Source organism: Roseofilum sp., from assembly GCF_982964205.1.
In genome coordinates this window covers 3277-23814 of sequence record NZ_CEZBFX010000074.1, presented here as the reverse complement: position 1 = coordinate 23814, position 20538 = coordinate 3277, and the positions used below count along the sequence as shown (strand labels likewise).

Here is a 20538-nt window from a genome sequence, read left to right as displayed (position 1 = left end):
GAAAGTCTGCTATGCTTTGGTTTGTTGTTAATGGAGGTAAGCGGACTCGAACCGCTGACATCCTGCTTGCAAAGCAGGCGCTCTACCAACTGAGCTATACCCCCAAGAGGATTTAGAATAGGCACAGAGGTGGAAATTCACCCCACTCGATCTATTATACACATAAGACTTGATTTGAAAAGAGGTTCAGCTAATTTTTTTTCTGGAGGTGACCATGAGCCTTGTCGTAACGACCTTTTACCAATTTTTTTCCTTTGCCGATTATGCCAAATGGCGATCGCCTCTATACTCGTTATGTGAAGAGCAAGGGATCAAAGGAACCATCCTCTTAGCATCCGAAGGCATCAATGCCACGATCGCCGGTTCTCGTTCGTCCGTTGATACCCTCTTAAGCTATTTGCGTTCCGATCCTCGATTATGGGATCTTACCCATAAGGAATCTACAGCGCCGGATTATCCCTTCGATCGCCTCAAAGTGCGCCTTAAACAAGAAATTGTCACCCTCGGCCAACCAGACGTTAATCCCAATGAGCAAGTGGGAACCTATGTCAGCCCCCAGCAGTGGAACCAACTGATCGGCGATCCAGAAGTCACTCTCATTGACACCCGAAATGACTATGAAGTAAAGATCGGTTCCTTCCGGGGGGCGCAAAATCCCCACACTGAATCTTTTCGGGACTTTCCCGACTATGTAAAAAACCATCTCGATCCCCAAAAGCATGCCAAAGTGGCTATGTTCTGTACTGGGGGAATTCGCTGCGAAAAGGCCACGGCCTTTATGCTCAAACAGGGCTTTCAGGAAGTCTACCACCTGCAAGGCGGAATTCTGAAGTATCTCGAAGAAGTCCCCGAACCCGACAGTTTATGGGAAGGGGAATGTTTTGTCTTTGACCAGCGGATCGCGATCAAAACCGGCTTAGTTGCTGGCAGTTACAATCTCTGTGTTGCTTGTGGTTATCCCATTTCTGAGGAAGATAAGGCTTCACCAGACTATGAAGAAGGAATTTGCTGTCCCCATTGCAGCGATCGCCTTACCCCTGAAAAACGGGTTCACCAACAAACGAAATATCAGCAAAGCAAACTTAAGAAAACAAGGGATAACAAATAAACAGCACCCATCCTCCAACAAAAAAGATCCCAAATAGCCAGAGCAAAAATGTCAGAGACCCTTTAACCTCCAGCGATCCCAATATCGGAGTCGCGGAGATCATCAGCAGAATGAAAAAAGCGCCAAATAATAGCCATACAGAAGAGCTATTCAAACCCATCATCATGTACTCCATAACCTAGTCAGATACTTTCATTCTAGGTTACAGTTAACACAGAAGGGATCATTTTTAAGGTTTGCTTCTTAATTGAGTCGCCGTAATCGAGAGTGCTAGTGATTACATCAAAAACTGTACAAACAATTCTAAGCCGAGTTTTCTACATTTTGGAAAAAATCTTCTAACAGAATCCTGATTTCCTCAATCGCAAAATCGTCTAATAAATCTGAAGTATAACGAACAAAAGACTGATACTCTTTGTCGATTTTTGCTAAACGTTTCACCTCATTTTCCATATCTTCAATATCACCAATTCGCGCTGATTGATAGAGCTTTTTGAGTTCAGACTTTGGAGGAAATATCATTGTAAATAAATTGCTTTTTTTACTGTTTTCCACTCGATCTATAGGATAATCCAGATGATCCAAGTCTGGACTATCAGTATACATCCAGGTCAAATTCAAGTGCTTTTTCAAACTGGCTAGTAAAACCTCTGTATCAATAGGTTTAGGAATAAAATCATTACAATTAATCCCTGGACTGTTTTCTGTGTCTAAACCTGAAATGCTAGCACTTGATATAATGATTGGAATATGTTTCAATTCATTCAGATGTCGGAGAATTTGAGTCAGTTCTAAGCCATCCATTACCGGCATAAAAATATCAGTAATAACTAAATCTGGCTTTACTCTTTTAGCTTCTTTGAGTCCTTCTTTGCCATCAGTTGCTTGTACAACTTCAAACCCTAGGGAGTTGAGCAAGTTGACAATCAAAGAACGATGTTCCCAACGGTCATCAATAACTAAAATAGTTTTCTTTTTGCCTAAATATCCAGTAATGGTATGGTCTTGAATTGGAAATTCTGCAAATATAGTCTCTTCAGCTAATAAACACTCAATCTCAAAGAAGAAGCAGCTTCCTTGGTTAGGAATACTAGAAACTTGTAACTCTCCTCCCATCAATTGAACGATATTTTGACTAATCGCCAATCCTAAACCAGTGCCTTCAGACATCCGAGCTTTGTCCCCCACTTGTTCAAAGGGAGAAAATATTTTTTCCATTTGTTCTGGAGGAATGCCAATGCCAGTATCTTTGACCTCAAAGCGAATTATTGCATAATTCTGATTCTCTCTAGAACTCAGATGAATACAAGTTACCTGAAAAGTTATTTCTCCAGTATCTGTAAACTTAATCGCGTTGCCAATCAAGTTAATTAAAACTTGCCGCAACCGTTTTTGATCAATTACAATCGCCTTGGGTAAATCAAAAGAATAAATGCTTTTAAAATCCAAGCCTTTTTGATGAGCTTTGATTTTGCAAATTGAAGTTATGCCATCTAGAAAATAGCTTAAAGCTAAGGATTGTTCATGCAATTCTATTTTTCTCGATTCAATCTTAGCCATGTCGAGAATATCATTAATCAGGCTAAGTAAATGAGACCCACATTCATGAATTACGTCTACTCCTTTGCGATCTTCTCCCTCCAAAGTTTTCGAGCGTTTTAAGATTTGGGTATAACCCAAAATTCCATTGAGGGGAGTGCGAAGTTCATGACTCATACTGGACAAAAATTCTGTTTTTGCTTGGTTGGCACCATCAGCCGCCTGCTTTGCTTGTTGCAAGGCTAGTTCAATTTCTTTGCGATCGCTAATATTTTGCAGCGTTCCTTTAACCTTAATTCCTCGATCGTCCACTTGAAAAGGTTGACCAATGATACGAACCCAAATCAAACGACCTGAATGACACATCAAAGGCAGTTCTAAATCAAAGTCAGTTAAGTGAACGATCGCTTTATCAATTGCTTCTCTGAGTTTATTTTTATACCTGTTTTCAAAAAAGGATAACATCCCCTCTAAAGTTGGTACATACTCAGGTTCAAGTTGGTGAATCTGGTAAACTTCCTGAGTCCAAATCAACTCTTGAGTCTGAGGGTCGAATTCCCATCCCCCTAACTGACCAATTTTTTGGGTTTCATTGAGTAGAGCTTCACTTTTGCGAATGGTAACTGTTTGTTCTACTACTTGTTGTTCTAAATTATTAACTAAAGCTTGCAGTTGGCTTGCCATTTCATTAAACCCTTCTGCCAATTCTCCTAGTTCATCTTCCGATTCTATCGGTAAGCGATGGTCAAGAGAACCTTGTTTAAGCTGATTAACTCCTTGAGTCAGTTCGATTATTTTTTCTGTGATTCCTTTTTGGAATAAGCGGGCAATGATCGTGACAAACAATAATCCAAGCAGGACAGAAAAAGACAAGATATAGTAAATCAACTCACTCGCCTCATCCACCTTTTTTTCTGCCTTTAAGACCTCTTGATTAGTTAATTCAATAAGTTGACCAGAAATTCGATCTATATTTTTTGCTTGTAAGTCAAAATCACTAAATTTGGCTTGAATTTCACTGTCTACTTTTAAAATCTCTTCTGCTGTATTCTTATAAGAGGCGAGAATGTTTAATAGAGTATTTTTTTGTTGCTGGTTTATTGTTGAATCTTCTAGTATCTTTTTCTCTAATTCTAGTAAGATTTTAAAAGTAGAGCGCATATGGCGACGCTGCCGAGTAATCAAATACTCTTTTTGTGCCAGACGTAAAGCTTGATATTGTTCTCTCCACTGGATGTCTAGGGACTCAATGGCCTGTTTTCCTTCATTACCTAAATGGTCTAATTGATCTTTTAGTCCTTTTCCCTCCTCCGCTAGTCTTGTAACCAATTCAACCGCTTCCATAAAAGTTGTTTCATAATGTTCGGCTGAGGCAACAAACAAATTGATATCCACATCTGTTTCTTTAAGGGAATTACTAACTTGTGGTTGCTCAATCAGTTTTTTGAACTCGGTCATTAAGCGAATGACTTCATCAATATTATCTACAGCTTCTTGGGCATAAATTTCTTTAGCCTGATTAAATCCAATTTCTGAATAGCGCAAGAAAAAATCTCTTTGATCGGTACGAGCGGCTTGCAAATGGCGATCCATCTCTAGAACTAATCTCTGAAGCTCTACACTTGTATAAATATCTTGTGCTGCTTTATCTTGAACGACTTTAAATGCAATATAACTATTGATTGAAACCAACAGAATAAAGCCAAATAATCCACCAAAACCAGTGGATAGTTTAGTGGTAATACTTAAGCGATTCCACCATTGTTGGAGCTTTCTAAGTTGAGTGAAAATCACCGGTTTCATAGAATAGTTGGATCGAAACAATCAACAGTAACAAACTTAGCATCGCAATTTCGTAGTTCTTGACAGCCAATTGGGAGTGTGCAATTGGGAGATCGCACCGCCACAGAGGAAAGTGCCTCCAGCACCATATTAGCTGTATCGTAGGCAAAACTGTAATCAGGAGGCTCCGGAGAGTAACCATATTCACCTTCATAGGCATTGTCCACTGTCCTTAAACCTTCTGTTTGTGGCCAAGTAAAGCCCACTAATGAATTTAAAGTCGGCTTCATGTTGCGATCGCCCTTATTGACTGCTCCACTCAAAACAACCTCACCCTCCAATTGTGCAAAGGTCTCTTCACAAGAGAGACTTAATCTCTGGGTAAATGCATCCCCATCATTGACCGTTGCCGCCCATTTTACGCCTAGCTCTTCAATGGCAAATTTAGTAGCGACTTTCTCCACTTTAGTCTCATTATAGTACTGTGCGGAAACAACCTACATACCCATGACTGGCAGATTCAGAACCCATGGGAGTTAAGAAAGGGACGGTATTGCCTCCCCCTAGCTCAATGGCTTCATTGGGGCTAAAGGTAACATACCCTAAACGATCGCTACATTCAGGAAGCCTTGATGAACACGCTGACCATGGTAGGATAGCCAAGAGCATCAACCCAGAACGAATCGTCCACTTATTTTTCTGTATCATGTCTGAAGACTGCCTATTTTAACGATCGCGCTATGCTTCTTTAAGATGGTACGTCGTTTATGATCCTTGATTAGTTTTCCTGTATGATGCCCGATCCGATTGCGTCGTCTTCCGCTTCCCTATCCCCTAGTTCTCAAGGTAAACCTCGTCATTCCCTAGAGCAACCGCCCTCAACTTTAGAGCCTTCAGAGTTTAATCCAGAGCGATGGTCGAGTAAACCGTCGCCATCTGGGGATTGGATTATGGTAGTGGCGATCGTCGTCTGGTTTGTGGGATTATCGCTTCATAATTTCTGGATGGGCTTTTCTGGGGCAGCCGTTGCCTTTGCGCTCTCTTTGCGGTTAGTCTGGCCGACATTAACTCGAACGCTCAAAGATCTGACTGCCCAACAGAGATCGCAACTTATCGGATTTACCGGTTTATTTATTTCCCTAGCTGGACTCCTTAATTATTTAGGACTGTATCGCGCCATCAGTAACTGGCTCAATCAAGTCAAATGGGATGAATTTGGGTCTTGGGCTGAATGGGTGGGTGCTGTGGGACAAATTATGATCGCCATTTTGGCCGTTTATATTTCTTGGCGACAATATGTGATTTCCAAGGATTTAACCATTCAGCAAAATACCATTACTCAACAACAAACCATTGATGCTTTTTTTCAGGGCATCTCTGAACTGGCATTAGATGATGAGGGTATGTTAGAAGATTGGCCTCAAGAGCGCTGTTTTGCCGAAGGCCGAACTGCCGCCATTCTCAGCAGTGTCAATGCCGCCGGGAAAGCCAAGGTCATTCGGTTTTTATCCCAATCCAATTTACTCACGCCCTTGCGCCGGGATTATCATTTGGGGCGACCGATTTTTGATGGGCGAGGAGGATATCAGGAAGACCGGCTTAATGGGATTCGAGTGATTAATTTAGGAGTGATGTTAGCTGGTGTAAATTTAGCTCGTACAGACCTGCGATGGACGGATTTAAGTGAGGCTTATTTAGTCCGCACGGATTTAAGAAATGCCGATTTAACCAAGGCAAATGTATCCCGAACCGTCCTGTATCAAGCCAATTTAGCGGGCGCTGACTTAAGAGGGACACAGTTCTTTTATGGATCGGCACAAACAGCTACCCCCCGCGATCGCCAACATCCACCCAATTACAAAACCGGAGAATATACCGGTGCAGTGGTCGAAAATACTGATTTTTCTGGCGTTCAAGAACTCTCAGAAGAACAACGCTATTACTGCTGTTCTTGGTGTGGGGAAGCCTCACGACAAACGATTCCCGGAGGGTGTGAGGGGATTACAAACTTTTTAGGAAGGTAGTCTAGAATCAACGAGAAATTCAAAGATACAGTGCTTTGCGCTGTGATAGGGGGAGAAAACAACATAGACAAAGGGGGTTTTAAGCACAATCAAAATAGCGATATCAGAATCAATATCCGCCTCTCCCCGTGCTTCAGAACCAAACAAAATAACTTTATCTAAATTGTCTTGATAAAGCGATTGTAAATACTCTTTTAGTTTCTGGGTTGCGATCGTTCGTTACGATCGCCTTTCTGCCAGAAGCATAAAGATACTCAATCTCAGAGTTATTGATGGGTTTCCTAAATCTGAGAAAACCCACCTGTACCATACGATAATAACGGCAAACTAGCCCGGAGGCCAGTCCAGAGTGCGTCCTCCGAGAATATGGAGGTGTAGATGATCGACCGTTTGTCCTCCGTCTGCTCCACTGTTAATAACCACGCGATATCCGTTCGTGAGTCCCGCTTGTTCGGCTACTCGTTTAACAGTGAGCAATAAATGACCCATCAAGGCATGATCTGGAGAGTCAGCATCGGCTAGCTTGGGAATTGGCTTTTTGGGAATCACCAGAATGTGAACGGGAGCTTGGGGAGAAATATCGTTAAATGCCAGACAAAGCTCATCTTCATAGACAATATCTGCTGGAATTTCCTTACGGATAATCTTACTAAAAATGGTTTCGCTCATGGATCGAAGAGGGATAAATTGAATTGGTCTCATGATACAGCACCCAGAAACCGGGTTTCTCGCGCATCTTCTTGTTTGTCTTGTCAACCCTGGTAGAAACCCGGTTTCTTGCCCCCCGCGTAACGCCAGAAGCCGAGTTTTTGACTGTTGTATAATTAAACGGAAAAAGGATTCGCTGAAAACTCAAACGCTCATTCCATAGATTCACCATGGTTGCCTTGTCTCCAGAACTGCAAGCTCGACTCTCTTCTCCCCTGAAAATTGGCACGGTAGAAGTCAACTCTAGGGTCTTACAATCGCCTCTATCGGGGGTGACGGATTTGGTGTTTCGTCGCCTGGTGCGTCGCTATGCGCCCAGTTCCATGATGTATACGGAAATGGTGAACGCTACGGGATTACACTATGTGCGCGAGTTGCCGAAACTGATGGAAGTAGACCCGAATGAGCGCCCGATAAGTATTCAACTGTTTGACTGTCGCCCAGATTTTCTGGCGGAAGCGGCGCAAATGGCGGTAGACGAAGGGGCAGATACGGTGGATATTAATATGGGCTGTCCCGTCAATAAGATTACTAAAAATGGGGGCGGTTCGTCTTTGTTGCGCGAGCCGGAAATTGCGGAGGCGATTGTACGAGAAGTGGCTCAAGCAGTTGAGGTTCCGGTGACGGTGAAGACGCGCATTGGCTGGTCAAATCAGGAAATTAATATCCTGGAGTTTGCCCAACGGATGCAGGATGCGGGAGCAAAAATGTTGACGCTCCATGGCCGGACTCGCGCCCAGGGGTATAATGGGCCGGCCCGTTGGGAATGGATTACGAAGGTTAAAGAAAGGTTGTCCATCCCAGTCATTGCCAATGGGGATATTTTCTCCGTGGAAGCGGCAGTACGCTGTTTGGAGGAAACCAAAGCGGATGGGGTGATGTGTTCGCGGGGGACGTTGGGGTATCCGTTTTTGGTGGGGGAAATTGATTATTTCTTGAAGACGGGAGAAAAATTGCCCGAACCGACGGCGATCGCCCGTTTAGAATGTGCCATGGAGCATTTACGAGCCTTGTACGAATATAAGGGCGATCGCGGTATCCGTCAGGCCCGTAAGCATATGACGTGGTACGCTAAGGAGTTCTATGGTGCGGGAGAGTTGCGGGGTAAATTGGCGCGGATAGAATCCGTAGAAGACGGGGTAAGCTTATTAGAAGGGGCGATCGCCAAACTGATGGAATTAGACCTCGATCCTGCTCCTGTACCCGTGGGTTAGTTTTCCCCAGTTTCCGGGAGATAGCCCGCAGTTGGGTGTATGGTCAAGAATGGCATTTAGACAGGAATGTGGTTATGAAAGCGCTAAAAATGGTGGCTTTAGTCGGAGGAGTGGCGATCGCTACCGTAACCGGAGCAATGGTTGCCACAAACCCCAAATCCTCCAACTATGAAGAGTTTGCCTCCCAACAGTTAGTCGAATATCTCCAAGAAAACGTTTGCGACAAAGCCAATCAAAGCTTGGGCAACATCCTGCAACAATCTTGCGATAACTTCCTCCAAGAAGCTCAACTCCAACTGCAAACCATCATTGCCCAACGCACCGAGCGTCAAGACTATATACTGTTTAGTATCTATCGAACTAATCTATCAATTGCCGCCTTTCTGCCTGCTTACGAATTTGAAACCCTAGGAGTTTTTTCCCATTTCCATATCTTGAAGGCAGAAGAAAGATCCGTCCAATAACGTCACTTTCGTTGTCAGGATATCCCCATGAGTTACTGTGTTAACCCCGAGTGCAAATCCCCCCAAAATCCCGATAACACTAAATTTTGCTCCAGTTGTGGCACTTCCCTCTATCTCCGACAACGCTATCGGCCGGTTAGTCAACTGGGTCAAGGGGGATTTGGTAAAACCTTTATTGCAATTGACGAAGATATTCCGTCCCAACCTCTCCGGGTAGTTAAACAACTCTATCTCAAGGGGTTTAGCGATCGGGTCGTTCATAAAGCTCAACGGTTATTTCGTCAAGAAGCTGTTCGTTTAGATGAGTTAGGAAAACACGATCAAATTCCTGATTTACTCGCCAATTTTGAACAAGATCAACAGCTTTATTTAGTGCAAGAATTTGTAGACGGTCCAACCCTGACTCAGGAATTACAACAAAAAGGGGGTTATGAACCCGAAGAAATTGAACAACTCCTACGAGATATTTTACCCGTTTTACAGTTTGTTCATGATAATCAGGTCATTCATCGGGATATTAAACCCCAAAATATCATCCGCCGCAAAAAGGATAATTTACCCGTATTAATTGATTTTGGTGTATCGAAATGGGTTTCGCAAACCACCTTAAACCAAACCGGAACGATCGTCGGCAGTGCAGAATATATGCCCTTAGAACAGTTGCGAGGGAAAGTTTTTCCAGCCAGTGATTTATATAGCTTAGGAGCCACTTGTCTGCATTTATTGACCGGACTACCTCCCTTAGAACTCTATGATATTGCGAATGAAAAATGGGTATGGCGAGATTATTTACTTCCAGAAAAACGGGTGAACTTAACATTAGCCCAAACCCTCGATCGCATGGTTGCCCGGAATTTAAAGCAACGCTTTCAATCCGCCTCGGAAGTACTATCTGTATTATCAGTTTCCCCCGGTTCCTTCACATCTATAGCGGCTTCCAAATCCCAAAAACCTAAATCTCAAAAACCTAAACCTCTCACTTCCCGTCCCTCTTCCAGTCGCACCGCTATCAGTAACCAACCCACAGAAGTCACCTCTAAAGTATTTAACCCCCTTCATATGGTTAAAACTTGGGTGTTTGGCTCCTCCGAACTCCCCGTAGAATTGAAGTCTGCTGTGGGTGTTGATTATACAAAATTGCAAAATCTACTGCAAATGAAGCGCTGGAAAGCAGCCGATCAAGAGACCTGGAATTGTCTTCATAAAGCATCGGGTAAACCGATTAGCTCTTTTTTAGATCCTCGTAATATCACAGATATTCATTGTGAAGATTTCCAGACTGTCGATCGACTGTGGGTTGAGGCCAGTGAGGGACGCTTTGGGTTTACGCTTCAGTTTCAGGTCTATCAACAAGCAGGAGAAGAGTACTTCCCGTTTTGCCAAGCCCTGAAGTGGCCTTTGCGGCCCAGCGGTAATACGGAGGACTATATTCAGTATAAAAGCAATGCTCCTGTTGCTCACCTGCCCTCTCCCGCTCGCTTCAAAGGATCGGATTGGTCAAAACATGTAGAGGCGATCGCTTCTAAGTGTATTATTTGTGGATTAGTTTAGAGTTTTTGAGTTTTCTGCTATATTTTCTTAAGGAATATCTAAGGATATTTAGAACATCTTCTATTGCCTCTTACTTTTTGCCTCTTGCCTTATTAGATATAAAAAACAATAAAGATGGTAGCATTAAAGCCTCCTCGACCTCAAATTTTAATTATTGATGATTCCATGAATAATCTGCATGTTTTGTGCAGTGCCCTCAAACAAGCAGGCTATAAAGCTCGTGGTGTCAAAAATAGTAAGATGGCTCTGATTAGCATTCAAGCCGCTCCTCCCGATCTAATCTTACTCGATATTAGAATGCCCGATCTCAATGGCTACCAAGTCTGTCAACGGTTAAAAGAAAACCCAAGAATGTCTCATATTCCAGTGATTTTCATTAGTGCTTTGGACGATCCCATTGACTTAATCCGAGCCTTTGAAGTCGGAGGATGTGACTATATTACCAAACCCTTTCAGATTGAAGAAGTCTTGGTGAGAATCAAGCACCAATTAAGAATTCAGACGTTAGAAAAACAACTCCTCGATCAAAATCGCCAATTACAATACGAAATCGAACAGCAGGAAAAAACTCAAAAGGCACTACAGGAGTCAGAAGAAAAATTTTCTAAAGCTTTTTTACTCAGTCCTTATCCCATGGCGATCGCCGCATATCCTGATGGAGAATTCATCGATCTCAATCAAGCCTTTCTAGATATTACGGGATATTCTAAAGCAGAAACTATCGGTAAAAACCCGATGGAGATGAATTTGTGCGCTAATTCTAACCAAGGAGATCGGCTCTTCGTAGAACTCAAGAGATCGCAACGCCTCCAAAACTACGAACTGCAAGTTTTAACCAAAAACTCAGAAGTCCGCACCCTTCTCCTCTCGGCTGAATTACTTAATCTACAAGCTAAATTTTATATTCTGTGTCTATTTAACGATATTACTGAACGCAAAAAAATAGAAAGCAAACACAACCAAGTATTAACGGAGCTAAAGGAGAAAATCAAACTCGAAAGAGCTACCCGTCAAATTCTGGAACGGATGCGCAGTACCCTAGATATGGAACAAGTGTTCTACACCATCACCGAGGATATCCGCCAAACCCTACAGTGCGATCGCGTGGGTATATTTCGCTTTAATCCTGACTGGAGTGGCCAATTTGTGGCCGAATCTGTCGGTAAAGGTTGGGTATCCGTAATGACTAACCCCTTTGTCTCTCTAGAGAGCGATCGCTGTTTCGTCAATCTCTACACCCCAAACCCTCAGATCATCACTGATACCCACTTCCAAAACACCCGCAACGGACGCTACCAATACCCAACAACCTATTTCTGCGTTCCCGACATCGAACAAGCAGGATTCAACGACTGCTATCTCGATCTCCTGCGCCAATTCCAAGCAACAGCCTATCTAACCGTTCCCCTCTTCACCGAAACCGAATTTTGGGGACTCCTCGCCTGTTATCAAAACTCCAGTCCTCGCTTCTGGACAGACAGTGAAATTCATTTTGTAGTCGAAATTGGCGAACAACTTGGCATCACTTTGCAACAAGCCAAAGTCCTCGAAACTGCCCAAAGACAATCCCAAGAACTCGCCCAGGCCAAAGATATCGCCGAAGGAGCCAACCAAGCAAAAAGTGAATTCTTAGCCAAAATGACCCATGAACTGCGAACTCCCCTCAACGGTATTTTAGGCTTTACCCAAATTCTTCAACAAGATACAAACCTCAGCCATGGAGTCCAAGACTACTTAAGCATTATTCACCAAAGTGGCGAACATCTATTGCACTTAATTAACGATGTTTTAGATATGTCCAAACTTGAATCTGGGCGCATCAAACTCTATCCCCAACCCTTCGATTTCTACCAATTTCTTGACTCCCTCAGCCGTCTCATCCGAACTCGAGCCAGAACCAAAGGACTAACTTTTCAATTAATTCAGGAAGAGAATACCCCCAAAACTATCCAAACCGATGAACACAAACTTCGACAAGTCCTCATTAATTTACTCGATAATAGTATTAAATTCACTCCTTCAGGAATTATTACCCTCCGGATTTCTTGCCCTTCCTATTTATGCTTCGAGGTAGAAGATACAGGGATTGGCATGTCTTCAGAATTCTTATCCACCCTATTTAATCCATTTTCTAATCCTCCATCTCAAGAGGGAACCGGGTTAGGTCTAGCCGTGAGTCAAAGATTAGTCAATTTAATGGGAGGACAAATTAAAGTCAAAAGTCAAGTGAACCAGGGGTCTCGATTTAGCTTTCAAATTCCTTTTATTTTGGACAAAAGTATTCATTCTAATCAGGAGAGTAGCTCTTCCCCAGTCATTGGACTCGCCCCGAATCAACCGAACTATCGTATATTAGTAATTGAAGATCGCTGGGCCAGCCGACAATACTTAGTGAATCTACTACAATCCGTTGGATTTCAAGTCCGCGAAGTCACTCAAACTGAAGAAGCCATAATTCTATGTAAAAACTGGTTACCCGATTTAATTTTGATGGATATCCAACTCTCGGCAATCTCTAGTCATACCGTCACTGAGACCATTCAAGCCACACCCAAAGGCAAAGAAACCGTGCTGATTGCTTTGATCCCTGAATTTGCCTCAGATCAACTCGGAGATCTTAGAGCAGATGGGTGGGATGACTACATGAAGCAACCCTTTCAAGAAGAAGTCGTGTGGCAAAAAATTGCCCAACATTTAGGAGTTCATTATCAATATGCTAACTCATTGGACTCTACCTATCTCACTCCAGAATTGACGGAATTTTCTAGTGTAGATTTGATAAAGTCTAACCCCGATCCAACGATTGAGAAGGATTCAGAACACTTAAAAGAACGGTTAACAGAAATGTCTCCAGATTGGATCGATCGGTTATTCCAAGCGGCTCGTAAGGGATCGGATTCAGAAATTCTTGATTTAATTCAATTCATTCCTTCTGAAAACCAAAATTTAGCTGATAGATTAGAAAATTGGTCGAATAACTTTCAATTTAATCGAATCCTAGATCTGGTGAAAAATGTTGCCCATTCCCAATAAATACTATGAATATGAACTCTCAATTGATCGATTATGCAGAAATTTTAGTTGTTGATGATAACGTCGTTAATGTGCGCTTATTATCAGATATTTTAAGTGGTATGGGCTATGAAGTTCGCAAAGCATTGAGTGGAAAAGCAGCGATTGATTCCATTTATAGTTGTTTGCCTGACTTGATTTTATTAGATATTAGAATGCCAGAAATGGATGGGTATCAAGTGTGTGAAGCCTTAAAAAGCGATCCTAAAACCTATGATATACCCATTATTTTTATTAGTGCTTCAGATGATACGTGGGATAAGGTGAAGGCATTCCAGTTAGGAGGAGCAGACTATATTACGAAACCATTTAAAAACGCTGAAGTTTTGGCTAGAGTAAAAAACCACTTACATATTCGTTCTCTGCAACAGCAACTGATTGAAAATAATGAGAAATTGACTCAAGCTAATCACGAACTAGAAAAATTCACTTCAGTAGTCTCCCATGATTTACAGCAACCGATGCAAAGTATATTAGGATTTGCTCGCATTCTGGAGTTTACGTTAAAAGATAAATTAGAACCCGAAGAATATACTCATTTACAAAGTATTATTAGTGCGGGCGATCGCATGAAACGGTTAATCCAGGATTTATTGATATATGCCAAAATGGGACAAGAGCAGATCGCTTTAGAACCGGTTGATTGTAATGAGATTATTGGGCAAGTGAAAGAAAACTTAGCCAGTGCGATCGCTGAACGAAATGTGAATCTTATTTGCTCCTCATTGCCCACAGTGCAAGGGAATGAACTTCAGCTTGTTCAACTGTTTCAAAATTTAATTAACAATGCGATTAAATTTACAGCTCCAGATCGACAACCACAAATTCAAATCAAAGTAGTCATTCGGAAAAATAAATGCTTAATTAGTATCAAAGATAATGGTATTGGTATCCCCCTAGACAAGACTGGAGAAGTTTTTCAAGTCTTTAAGCGCTTTCATGACTCCAAAAAATATAGTGGCCATGGCATCGGGCTAGCTACGTGCCGCAAAATTGCTGAGAATCACGGCGGTAAAATTTGGTTTAAATCGGAAGTCGATGTGGGAACATCTTTTTATTTCACTCTTCTAATGCCTGATGCTGAAGAAGAGACTCAGGAAGTAACGGAGTGATTAGGTCTAACAAACTCTCAAAATCAAACCCATTCAATTTCTGCTCAATGAATTGTATCAGTTCAGCTCGATCGCCTGGCAAATCTTCAATTAGCTCTAGAATCCTTTGATCGTCCAGGGTAATGGTGGCATGGTATATGTCTTCGAGCCATAGCTCTGGCATCGTCAAAAATATGCTAACATCAACCGTTTCCGCATGGATTGGCTCTGAGAAAATACTGATTCTTAATGGATCTTCATAGGTATATTCTAGGGATAAAAATTCAGCAATAGTCGCCAAGAGAATAGATTCTTCAAGGGGTTTATAGAGTACGCGATCGTAACGGATTTGAGCGTTTAACTGGTCTTCATCCTCAAAGACCATGGCTGCGATCGCGATAATCGGTATAGACTTCTCCTGAGTGATAGCACGAATTTGTTCCATGGTTGGATATCTGTTCTGGTAGGACATTCGCAAATCCATCAAAATCAGATCCGGATCAAAACGGTGCCATTGGGCGATCGCCTCTTTGCCATTGGCTGCCCCCTCAACCACAAATCCCACCATCTCCAGCAACGTAACCAACCCTTGACGATCCTCTGAGTAGTCATCAATCACTAAAATGCGATAAGACGGTTGATCCGGTGCTAAACCTTTTACCCGTCGATGCTCTTGATGTGCTTGCCTCTCGAGTAAACACTCTAGTTCTACCGGAATCTGAAACTTAAAAATACTACCTCGATCGACGACACTCGATACGGTTAACTTACCCCCCAATAACTCCACAAACTTATGGCTAATCGATAGGCCTAAACCGGTTCCCTGTTGGGATGCTAGCCCTGTTGAAGTCTGCTGAAAGGGTTGAAACAGTAACTCAATTTCTTCTGGGGCAATTCCTGGGCCAGTATCTTCTACTTCAAAAGCTAATAAATGCTGTTCTTCCCTCTGTTCAATATAACCCACCCGTAAAATCACTTGTCCACGACTGGTAAATTTAATCGCATTACCGAGCAAATTAATCAAGATTTGCCGTAACTTCCCTTCATCCGTTTCCAAGCATTCGGGCAATCGAGTTATCTTTTGCACTTCAAAATGGAGCTGTTTTTCTGCTGCTTTCAGATTTAACATCTGATAGAGACTCTCGAGGAAAACTTGTATATTAATCGAGGTAGGATTGATATCGATATAACCCGCTTCAACCTTCGATAAATCTAAAATATTATTAATTAGCCCTAATAAATGTTCTCCACTGTGATAAATGATGTTGAGATAATTTTCGTGTTCGTCAGAGAAACAAGCATCTCGCAGGAGAACCTGAGTAAATCCTAAAATGGCATTCAGGGGAGTTCTTAATTCATGACTCATATTGGCTAAAAATCGACTTTTGGCATGGCTGGCAGATTCCGCCTGTTCTAGAGCCAGATCTCGTTCTAATTCTACATTCTTTCGTTCAGTAATATCACGGGCAATCAAAATGACTTGATCCTCTAACATAGGAGATAAGGTTGCCGAAAACCAAACCTTGGAGTCTTCAAGATCGAGAGCATAATCTAAAGTCAGGGTAATTCGATCGGTTACCACTTGTTGTAACTGCTGACAGAGTGTTTCTCGCTGCTCTCCATAAATAATCTGATTAATGGTTTCCGAAATCAGTTCGACTCCCTCTCCCAATGCCGGAGCAGTGGGACTCATTTTAATGGTTTCCCCCGCTCGATCCAGGACTAAAACAATATCTCCCATCGCTCCAAATACAGAGCGCATTTCCATTTCTGAAGTCTGGATTTTTTGTTCTAAAAGCCTGCGATCGCTAATATCGAGGAGAATGCCAAATAATCCCCTCACCTTACTATCAATCCCTAAAATCGGTTGCACTCGCAGCTCACAATAGCGCAGTTGTCCGTCACCACTATAGAGCGCCAGTTCCCATTCTTGGGCTTTTCCTGTGGCGATCGCCTCTTGGATACGCTGGTGAAACTCCCGACGATCCTGGGGAGGGAGCTTTTTCAACACTTGTGCATAGGTCAACTGTTGGGGATCAATCCCTAAAATACGATAGGTTTCCTGCGATCCTCGAATTTCCTGAGTGAGGCGAATCTCTTCCTGACGCTCCCATTCCCAACTGCCAAAGTGGGCAATTCGCTGTACTTCTAATAAGGATGCATTTCCTGAGAGCAAATACTCTGAAGAGGTAGATGGGGAAATGGGTTGTTGCCATAGATAACATTCTGGACAGGGTAGGAGATAGGCGGATTTTTCTCTTAATCGATCTTGGAGCTGACTCTGATGCAGTTGTCCTTCAATCGCACTGACGAGATCAATGGGTTGGCTCGAAGATATAAATCTTACTCCCTGAAGCACTAATCTTTTGACTGTTGCTAAATCGACTGAATCATTGGTTAACACCAGCAAGGGGATGCCATGAGTTTTGGGATCGGATTTGAGGCTTTGATAAACCTGTTGCCAATAATGGGCAGAATGGGATTGAATTAAGACTAAATTCGGTAGAAAGTCTGGGGGCATACGATCTTCCCAATTCGGGAAGAGTTGAATGTCATACCCAAGTTCAACTAATTGGTTTTGTATGATTTCTCCTTGACTAGAAGTGTGGGTAATGAGAGCCAGGCGATCGCCGCTCGAGATCTCAGCCCCTTGAGTATCCCTGCTATGGGTTCTATCCGTCAGATCGTCTCTCATGGCGAGAATGTCCTTGGCATCAACAGAGCTGTAGATGAGGATTGAAACTCAGCTTCAGTCATCTTTGAGTTACTGAAGTAGTCTATCAAGAATATCTATTCGCTGTATAAGAATCAAGCTCGGATCAGAGGAGTGAGATAATCAGATAATATGTAAAAATTCAAGTCAAATCCTGAATCCGCCCCCTGAGGTAACTGGTTCAGTCCATTGGCGATCGCTTCAGGGATAGCCGTTGAACACTTGAGGGATAGCCGTTGAACACTTGAGGGATTCCCATTGTGCGATCGTGAGCCTCTTCTTTGTGGTGTGTAACAACTATTGTCCAGTTCCCCTGGTTACTTCCTCTTTCCACGCTCCAAAGCACGAATAAGCCATAACTATGAGAATTTTAATCACCGAAGATGACCCCATTTTAGCACCGATGCTCAAGAAAGCCTTAACCCACCAACATCATGTAGTTGATATTGCTCATGATGGGGAAATTGGCTGGGAATATGCTGATACTCTCACCTACGATTTAATTTTATTAGATATCGATCTCCCCAAGCTAGATGGATTAAATTTATGTCATCGTTTACGACAAGAAGGATATCAAGGCGCAATTATCTTATTAACTGCCAAACAGGAGAGTACCGATAAAGTCAAAGGTCTAGATGCTGGAGCCGATGATTATGTCGTGAAACCTTGTACCCTAGAAGAACTGAATGCTCGGATTCGGGCCGTAATGCGCCGTCAGCAAACCTATACCCAATCGCTGTTAATCTGGGGGGATTTATCTTTAAATCCGAAAACTTTCGAGGTTACTTATCAACAAAAAAACCTTTCTCTATCGGCAAAAGAATATAGTTTGCTGGAATTATTTTTACGCCATCCCCAGAGAATTTTTAGTAGCAGTAGTATTTTAGACTATTTATGGTCATTTCCTGATAGCCCAGGGGAAGATACGGTGCGGGCCCATGTGAAGCGCCTGCGACGCAAATTAAAAAATGTAGGTGCAGATGGGGTCATCGAAACCATTTATGGTATGGGTTATCGTTTGAAAACCTTACCCCCTAAAGCAACAGAAGCCCCAAGCCCTACTCCCCCTATCATCCCGATCGCTGAACCTCAGAAACTGGAGACTCCAGAAGCTCAAACTGAGGCAGTGATCGCCGAGTTATGGGAGTCTTTCAAAGGGCCGATTCTAGAGCGATTAACTCTTCTAGAGGATGCAATCGCTGACTTAGAACAAGGCACCTTATCAGAAGATATGCGCCAGGAAGGACAACGCACCGCTCACAAATTAGTCGGCTCTTTGGGCATGTTTGGCTATCCCCAAGGATCGGAAATCGCTCGGTTAATGGAAATGATTTTCCAATCCGATAATGTTAGGCATAAAGGGCACGAGTTGCGATCGCATCTAAGACACCTACAAACCCTGCTTACTCCCCCTGAACAACAGACAGCCAAGACAGAAGAAATCCCTGTACAACCCAAGGAAGTCAGCTCTCTCGATTTCCCGGATCGTCAAGACTCCGATCTTCCTGCTCCCCTAATTCTCCTTGCGGTTGACGACGATCCCTTAATTCACCAACGACTCACCACCTGCCTTCCTCCCTGGGGCATTGATGTTATCCCCTTGGGAGACCCCCATAACTTTTGGAAAACTCTCAAGCAAGTTCAGCCCCATCTGCTGATTTTAGACATTGATATGCCCGATATTACCGGATTAGAGTTATGTGAAGCCGTTCGTAACCATCCAGATTGGAATAACTTACCCATTCTGTTTTTGACCACCTACAAAGATCCAGAAACCATTAATCGCCTTTATTCTCTGGGTGCAGATGATTATGTGAATAAAACGGCAACCGATCCGGAATTAGTCACCCGTATTTTAAACCGTCTGGAAAGGTATCAACTCCTGCAATCTCGCTTAAATCTGTCTTCTCAAATTGATCCCTACGACGAATTGACCGACGTTCTGCGTCGTTATCAAGCTTGGACACAACTTGAACATCAGTTAGAGCGATGTCATCAAGACCGTCAGTCTCTCGCTGTAATTATTCTGGATATTGATCGCTTTCGACAGATTAATCAACAGGGAGGCTATCGATTAGGCGATCGTGTCCTCAAAAGTATTGCCCAAATTTTACTCGAGCAAGTCCCTCCAAAAACATTAATTACCCGATGGGGAGACGATCAATTTTTATTAGCTGCTCCCGGACTCAATCCTCGACAAACTGAGCGATTAATCCAACAGATCCTCATTCAAGTAGATCGGATGGATATTGGTGGTTTAAAACCGATTAAAATTACCCTCAGTAGTGGCTGTGCCCAATTTCCCGATCACGGTCAGGAATTAGAGCAACTTTGTCAACGGGCAGAAAACGCTCTACATTTAGCCCAAAAAAAGGGGGGGTAGAGGCCTAGGCCTAGAAACCGGGTTTCTGCAAGATTTTTGGACTCTCAACCCAATTCTGGATTCAGAAACCCGGTTTCTTTGTTGGTGGCGATCGTTAATGCTAAAAATATGAATAACCTTTACAGCCTATTATTGATGAGTCTGGTGACGGCTACCCTAGGAGGAGCCAGCTTTGCCCTCTTCTGGCATAATCGCCCGGTGGGGAATGCTCCTGCTTCCCAAGTTTCTCCAACCTCTTCTCCTGCTGCGATTTCCGCTAATGCGTCTCTGGAAATCCCGTCAGAAATCCGCCCTTTAAATCTATTGGACATAGATGATGTGGAACCTGGAAGCGAGTTTGATGAATTTCGTCGGGAATTTCGTCATGCAGTTGCTAACCGAGATCCAGACTTTATGATGGACTTGTTACCAGAGGAGAGTCCTTTATGGGAGACAATAGGACAAGTGAGGGTATGGGAAGAATTGGAAAAGGCGATCGCCCTCGGATGTATTATTGAAGAGAATCCCACCGATGCTAACTTTGACCCCTTTACTTCCCTATGGATTTGTCCCCCCGTACAATCAGAACTGCTGCAAGCCTACCCCCCATTGGCCGACTCACCCCAACCTAGACTAGACTGGGAAAAGAATCAGGTGGTTGTGGTGGGATCGGGGGTGAATGTGCGATCGCAGCCCGATATCGACAGCGAGGTGATTTCTGTTGCCTCTAACGAAGTCTTAACCCGGAACCCTTCTCCATCAGAAGAAACCGAAATAGAGGAAATAGAGGAGTTAGAGCCAACCGAAGCATTAGAGCCAACGGAGGAAACGCAAGAAACCCCCGATACCTTGTCGAGTCCCCTCGATGGATGGACACCCATCTGGTTACCCAGTGGAGAAGCCGGTTATA

15 protein-coding genes and 1 tRNA gene are annotated in these 20538 nt (G+C 43.1%); 9 read left to right on the top strand and 7 right to left on the bottom strand.

Annotated features, from left to right (window positions below; translation table 11 throughout):
* Positions 1-31 precede the first annotated feature (31 nt).
* Positions 32-104: transfer RNA gene (locus tag AC3A14_RS16765), tRNA-Ala, on the bottom strand.
* 110 nt (positions 105-214) lie between these two features.
* Between AC3A14_RS16765 and trhO the strand changes: the two genes are divergently transcribed.
* Positions 215-1108 carry an oxygen-dependent tRNA uridine(34) hydroxylase TrhO gene (gene trhO / locus AC3A14_RS16760; protein ID WP_318733311.1) on the top strand — a complete coding sequence of 298 codons (894 nt, stop codon included), beginning with the start codon at positions 215-217 and terminating at the stop codon, positions 1106-1108.
* Positions 1109-1411: 303 nt separating this feature from the next.
* Here trhO and AC3A14_RS16755 read toward each other — a convergent pair whose 3' ends face one another.
* Genes AC3A14_RS16755 through AC3A14_RS16745 form a run of 3 tightly spaced genes read right to left on the bottom strand, consistent with a single transcriptional unit; the run spans position 1412 to position 5137 of the window.
* Positions 1412-4450: an ATP-binding protein gene (locus tag AC3A14_RS16755; protein WP_318733312.1), complete on the bottom strand. Its 3039-nt coding sequence runs from the start codon at positions 4448-4450 to the stop codon at positions 1412-1414.
* Positions 4447-4893 carry a type 1 periplasmic-binding domain-containing protein gene (locus tag AC3A14_RS16750; protein ID WP_318733313.1) on the bottom strand — a complete coding sequence of 149 codons (447 nt, stop codon included), beginning with the start codon at positions 4891-4893 and terminating at the stop codon, positions 4447-4449. Before AC3A14_RS16750 ends, AC3A14_RS16755 begins: the two co-directional genes overlap by 4 nt.
* 10 nt (positions 4894-4903) lie before the next feature.
* On the bottom strand, positions 4904-5137 hold the full coding sequence (locus tag AC3A14_RS16745; protein WP_318733314.1) for a hypothetical protein: 234 nt from the start codon (positions 5135-5137) through the stop codon (positions 4904-4906).
* Positions 5138-5223: 86 nt separating this feature from the next.
* Here AC3A14_RS16745 and AC3A14_RS16740 point away from each other — a divergent pair, with 86 nt between their 5' ends.
* Positions 5224-6453, top strand: coding sequence for a pentapeptide repeat-containing protein (locus AC3A14_RS16740; protein ID WP_413039234.1), 1230 nt, complete (start codon positions 5224-5226; stop codon positions 6451-6453).
* Here the strand turns inward: AC3A14_RS16740 and AC3A14_RS16735 are convergent.
* Both AC3A14_RS16735 and AC3A14_RS16730 read right to left on the bottom strand, forming a co-directional pair.
* The gene (locus AC3A14_RS16735; RefSeq protein ID WP_413039110.1) at positions 6442-6666 is read right to left on the bottom strand and encodes a nucleotidyltransferase domain-containing protein; all 225 of its coding nucleotides are present in this window, start codon (positions 6664-6666) and stop codon (positions 6442-6444) included. The two genes, AC3A14_RS16740 and AC3A14_RS16735, sit on opposite strands and share 12 nt — an antisense overlap.
* Before the next feature lie 114 nt (positions 6667-6780).
* The gene (locus AC3A14_RS16730) at positions 6781-7122 is read right to left on the bottom strand and encodes a histidine triad nucleotide-binding protein (protein ID WP_318733316.1); all 342 of its coding nucleotides are present in this window, start codon (positions 7120-7122) and stop codon (positions 6781-6783) included.
* A 209-nt stretch (positions 7123-7331) separates the two neighbouring features.
* Here AC3A14_RS16730 and dusB point away from each other — a divergent pair, with 209 nt between their 5' ends.
* The 5 genes from dusB (at position 7332) to AC3A14_RS16705 (ending at position 14574) form a co-directional block, all read left to right on the top strand.
* The gene (gene dusB / locus AC3A14_RS16725; protein WP_318733317.1) at positions 7332-8375 is read left to right on the top strand and encodes a tRNA dihydrouridine synthase DusB; all 1044 of its coding nucleotides are present in this window, start codon (positions 7332-7334) and stop codon (positions 8373-8375) included.
* A 74-nt stretch (positions 8376-8449) separates the two neighbouring features.
* Positions 8450-8839: a DUF4359 domain-containing protein gene (locus AC3A14_RS16720; protein ID WP_318733318.1), complete on the top strand. Its 390-nt coding sequence runs from the start codon at positions 8450-8452 to the stop codon at positions 8837-8839.
* 27 nt (positions 8840-8866) lie between these two features.
* Positions 8867-10390, top strand: coding sequence for a serine/threonine-protein kinase (locus AC3A14_RS16715; RefSeq protein WP_318733319.1), 1524 nt, complete (start codon positions 8867-8869; stop codon positions 10388-10390).
* A gap of 114 nt (positions 10391-10504) precedes the next feature.
* Entirely contained in the window at positions 10505-13423 is a 2919-nt protein-coding gene (locus AC3A14_RS16710; RefSeq protein WP_318733320.1) for a response regulator, read from the top strand.
* A gap of 5 nt (positions 13424-13428) precedes the next feature.
* Entirely contained in the window at positions 13429-14574 is a 1146-nt protein-coding gene (locus AC3A14_RS16705) for a sensor histidine kinase (RefSeq protein ID WP_318733321.1), read from the top strand.
* Here the strand turns inward: AC3A14_RS16705 and AC3A14_RS16700 are convergent.
* On the bottom strand, positions 14522-17248 hold the full coding sequence (locus tag AC3A14_RS16700; RefSeq protein WP_318733322.1) for a PAS domain-containing hybrid sensor histidine kinase/response regulator: 2727 nt from the start codon (positions 17246-17248) through the stop codon (positions 14522-14524). The two genes, AC3A14_RS16705 and AC3A14_RS16700, sit on opposite strands and share 53 nt — an antisense overlap.
* A 379-nt stretch (positions 17249-17627) precedes the next feature.
* Here AC3A14_RS16700 and AC3A14_RS16695 point away from each other — a divergent pair, with 379 nt between their 5' ends.
* Together AC3A14_RS16695 and AC3A14_RS16690 are read left to right on the top strand one after the other, a co-directional pair.
* Positions 17628-19649 carry a response regulator gene (locus tag AC3A14_RS16695; RefSeq protein ID WP_318733323.1) on the top strand — a complete coding sequence of 674 codons (2022 nt, stop codon included), beginning with the start codon at positions 17628-17630 and terminating at the stop codon, positions 19647-19649.
* A gap of 36 nt (positions 19650-19685) precedes the next feature.
* The coding region (locus AC3A14_RS16690; RefSeq protein ID WP_487779070.1) for a hypothetical protein at positions 19686-20538 on the top strand (853 nt) is incomplete at its 3' end.

What these genes read in the sequence shown, in the direction of transcription:
- dusB (WP_318733317.1), top strand. Translation starts at nt 7,332, where the DNA reads ATGGTTGCCTTGTCTCCAGAACTGCAAGCTCGACTCTCTTCTCCCCTG.
- AC3A14_RS16755 (WP_318733312.1), bottom strand. Translation starts at nt 4,450, where the DNA reads ATGAAACCGGTGATTTTCACTCAACTTAGAAAGCTCCAACAATGGTGG.
- AC3A14_RS16700 (WP_318733322.1), bottom strand. Translation starts at nt 17,248, where the DNA reads ATGAGAGACGATCTGACGGATAGAACCCATAGCAGGGATACTCAAGGG.
- AC3A14_RS16745 (WP_318733314.1), bottom strand. Translation starts at nt 5,137, where the DNA reads ATGATACAGAAAAATAAGTGGACGATTCGTTCTGGGTTGATGCTCTTG.
- AC3A14_RS16695 (WP_318733323.1), top strand. Translation starts at nt 17,628, where the DNA reads ATGAGAATTTTAATCACCGAAGATGACCCCATTTTAGCACCGATGCTC.
- AC3A14_RS16740 (WP_413039234.1), top strand. Translation starts at nt 5,224, where the DNA reads ATGCCCGATCCGATTGCGTCGTCTTCCGCTTCCCTATCCCCTAGTTCT.
- AC3A14_RS16715 (WP_318733319.1), top strand. Translation starts at nt 8,867, where the DNA reads ATGAGTTACTGTGTTAACCCCGAGTGCAAATCCCCCCAAAATCCCGAT.
- AC3A14_RS16720 (WP_318733318.1), top strand. Translation starts at nt 8,450, where the DNA reads ATGAAAGCGCTAAAAATGGTGGCTTTAGTCGGAGGAGTGGCGATCGCT.
- AC3A14_RS16710 (WP_318733320.1), top strand. Translation starts at nt 10,505, where the DNA reads ATGGTAGCATTAAAGCCTCCTCGACCTCAAATTTTAATTATTGATGAT.
- trhO (WP_318733311.1), top strand. Translation starts at nt 215, where the DNA reads ATGAGCCTTGTCGTAACGACCTTTTACCAATTTTTTTCCTTTGCCGAT.
- AC3A14_RS16730 (WP_318733316.1), bottom strand. Translation starts at nt 7,122, where the DNA reads ATGAGCGAAACCATTTTTAGTAAGATTATCCGTAAGGAAATTCCAGCA.
- AC3A14_RS16705 (WP_318733321.1), top strand. Translation starts at nt 13,429, where the DNA reads ATGAATATGAACTCTCAATTGATCGATTATGCAGAAATTTTAGTTGTT.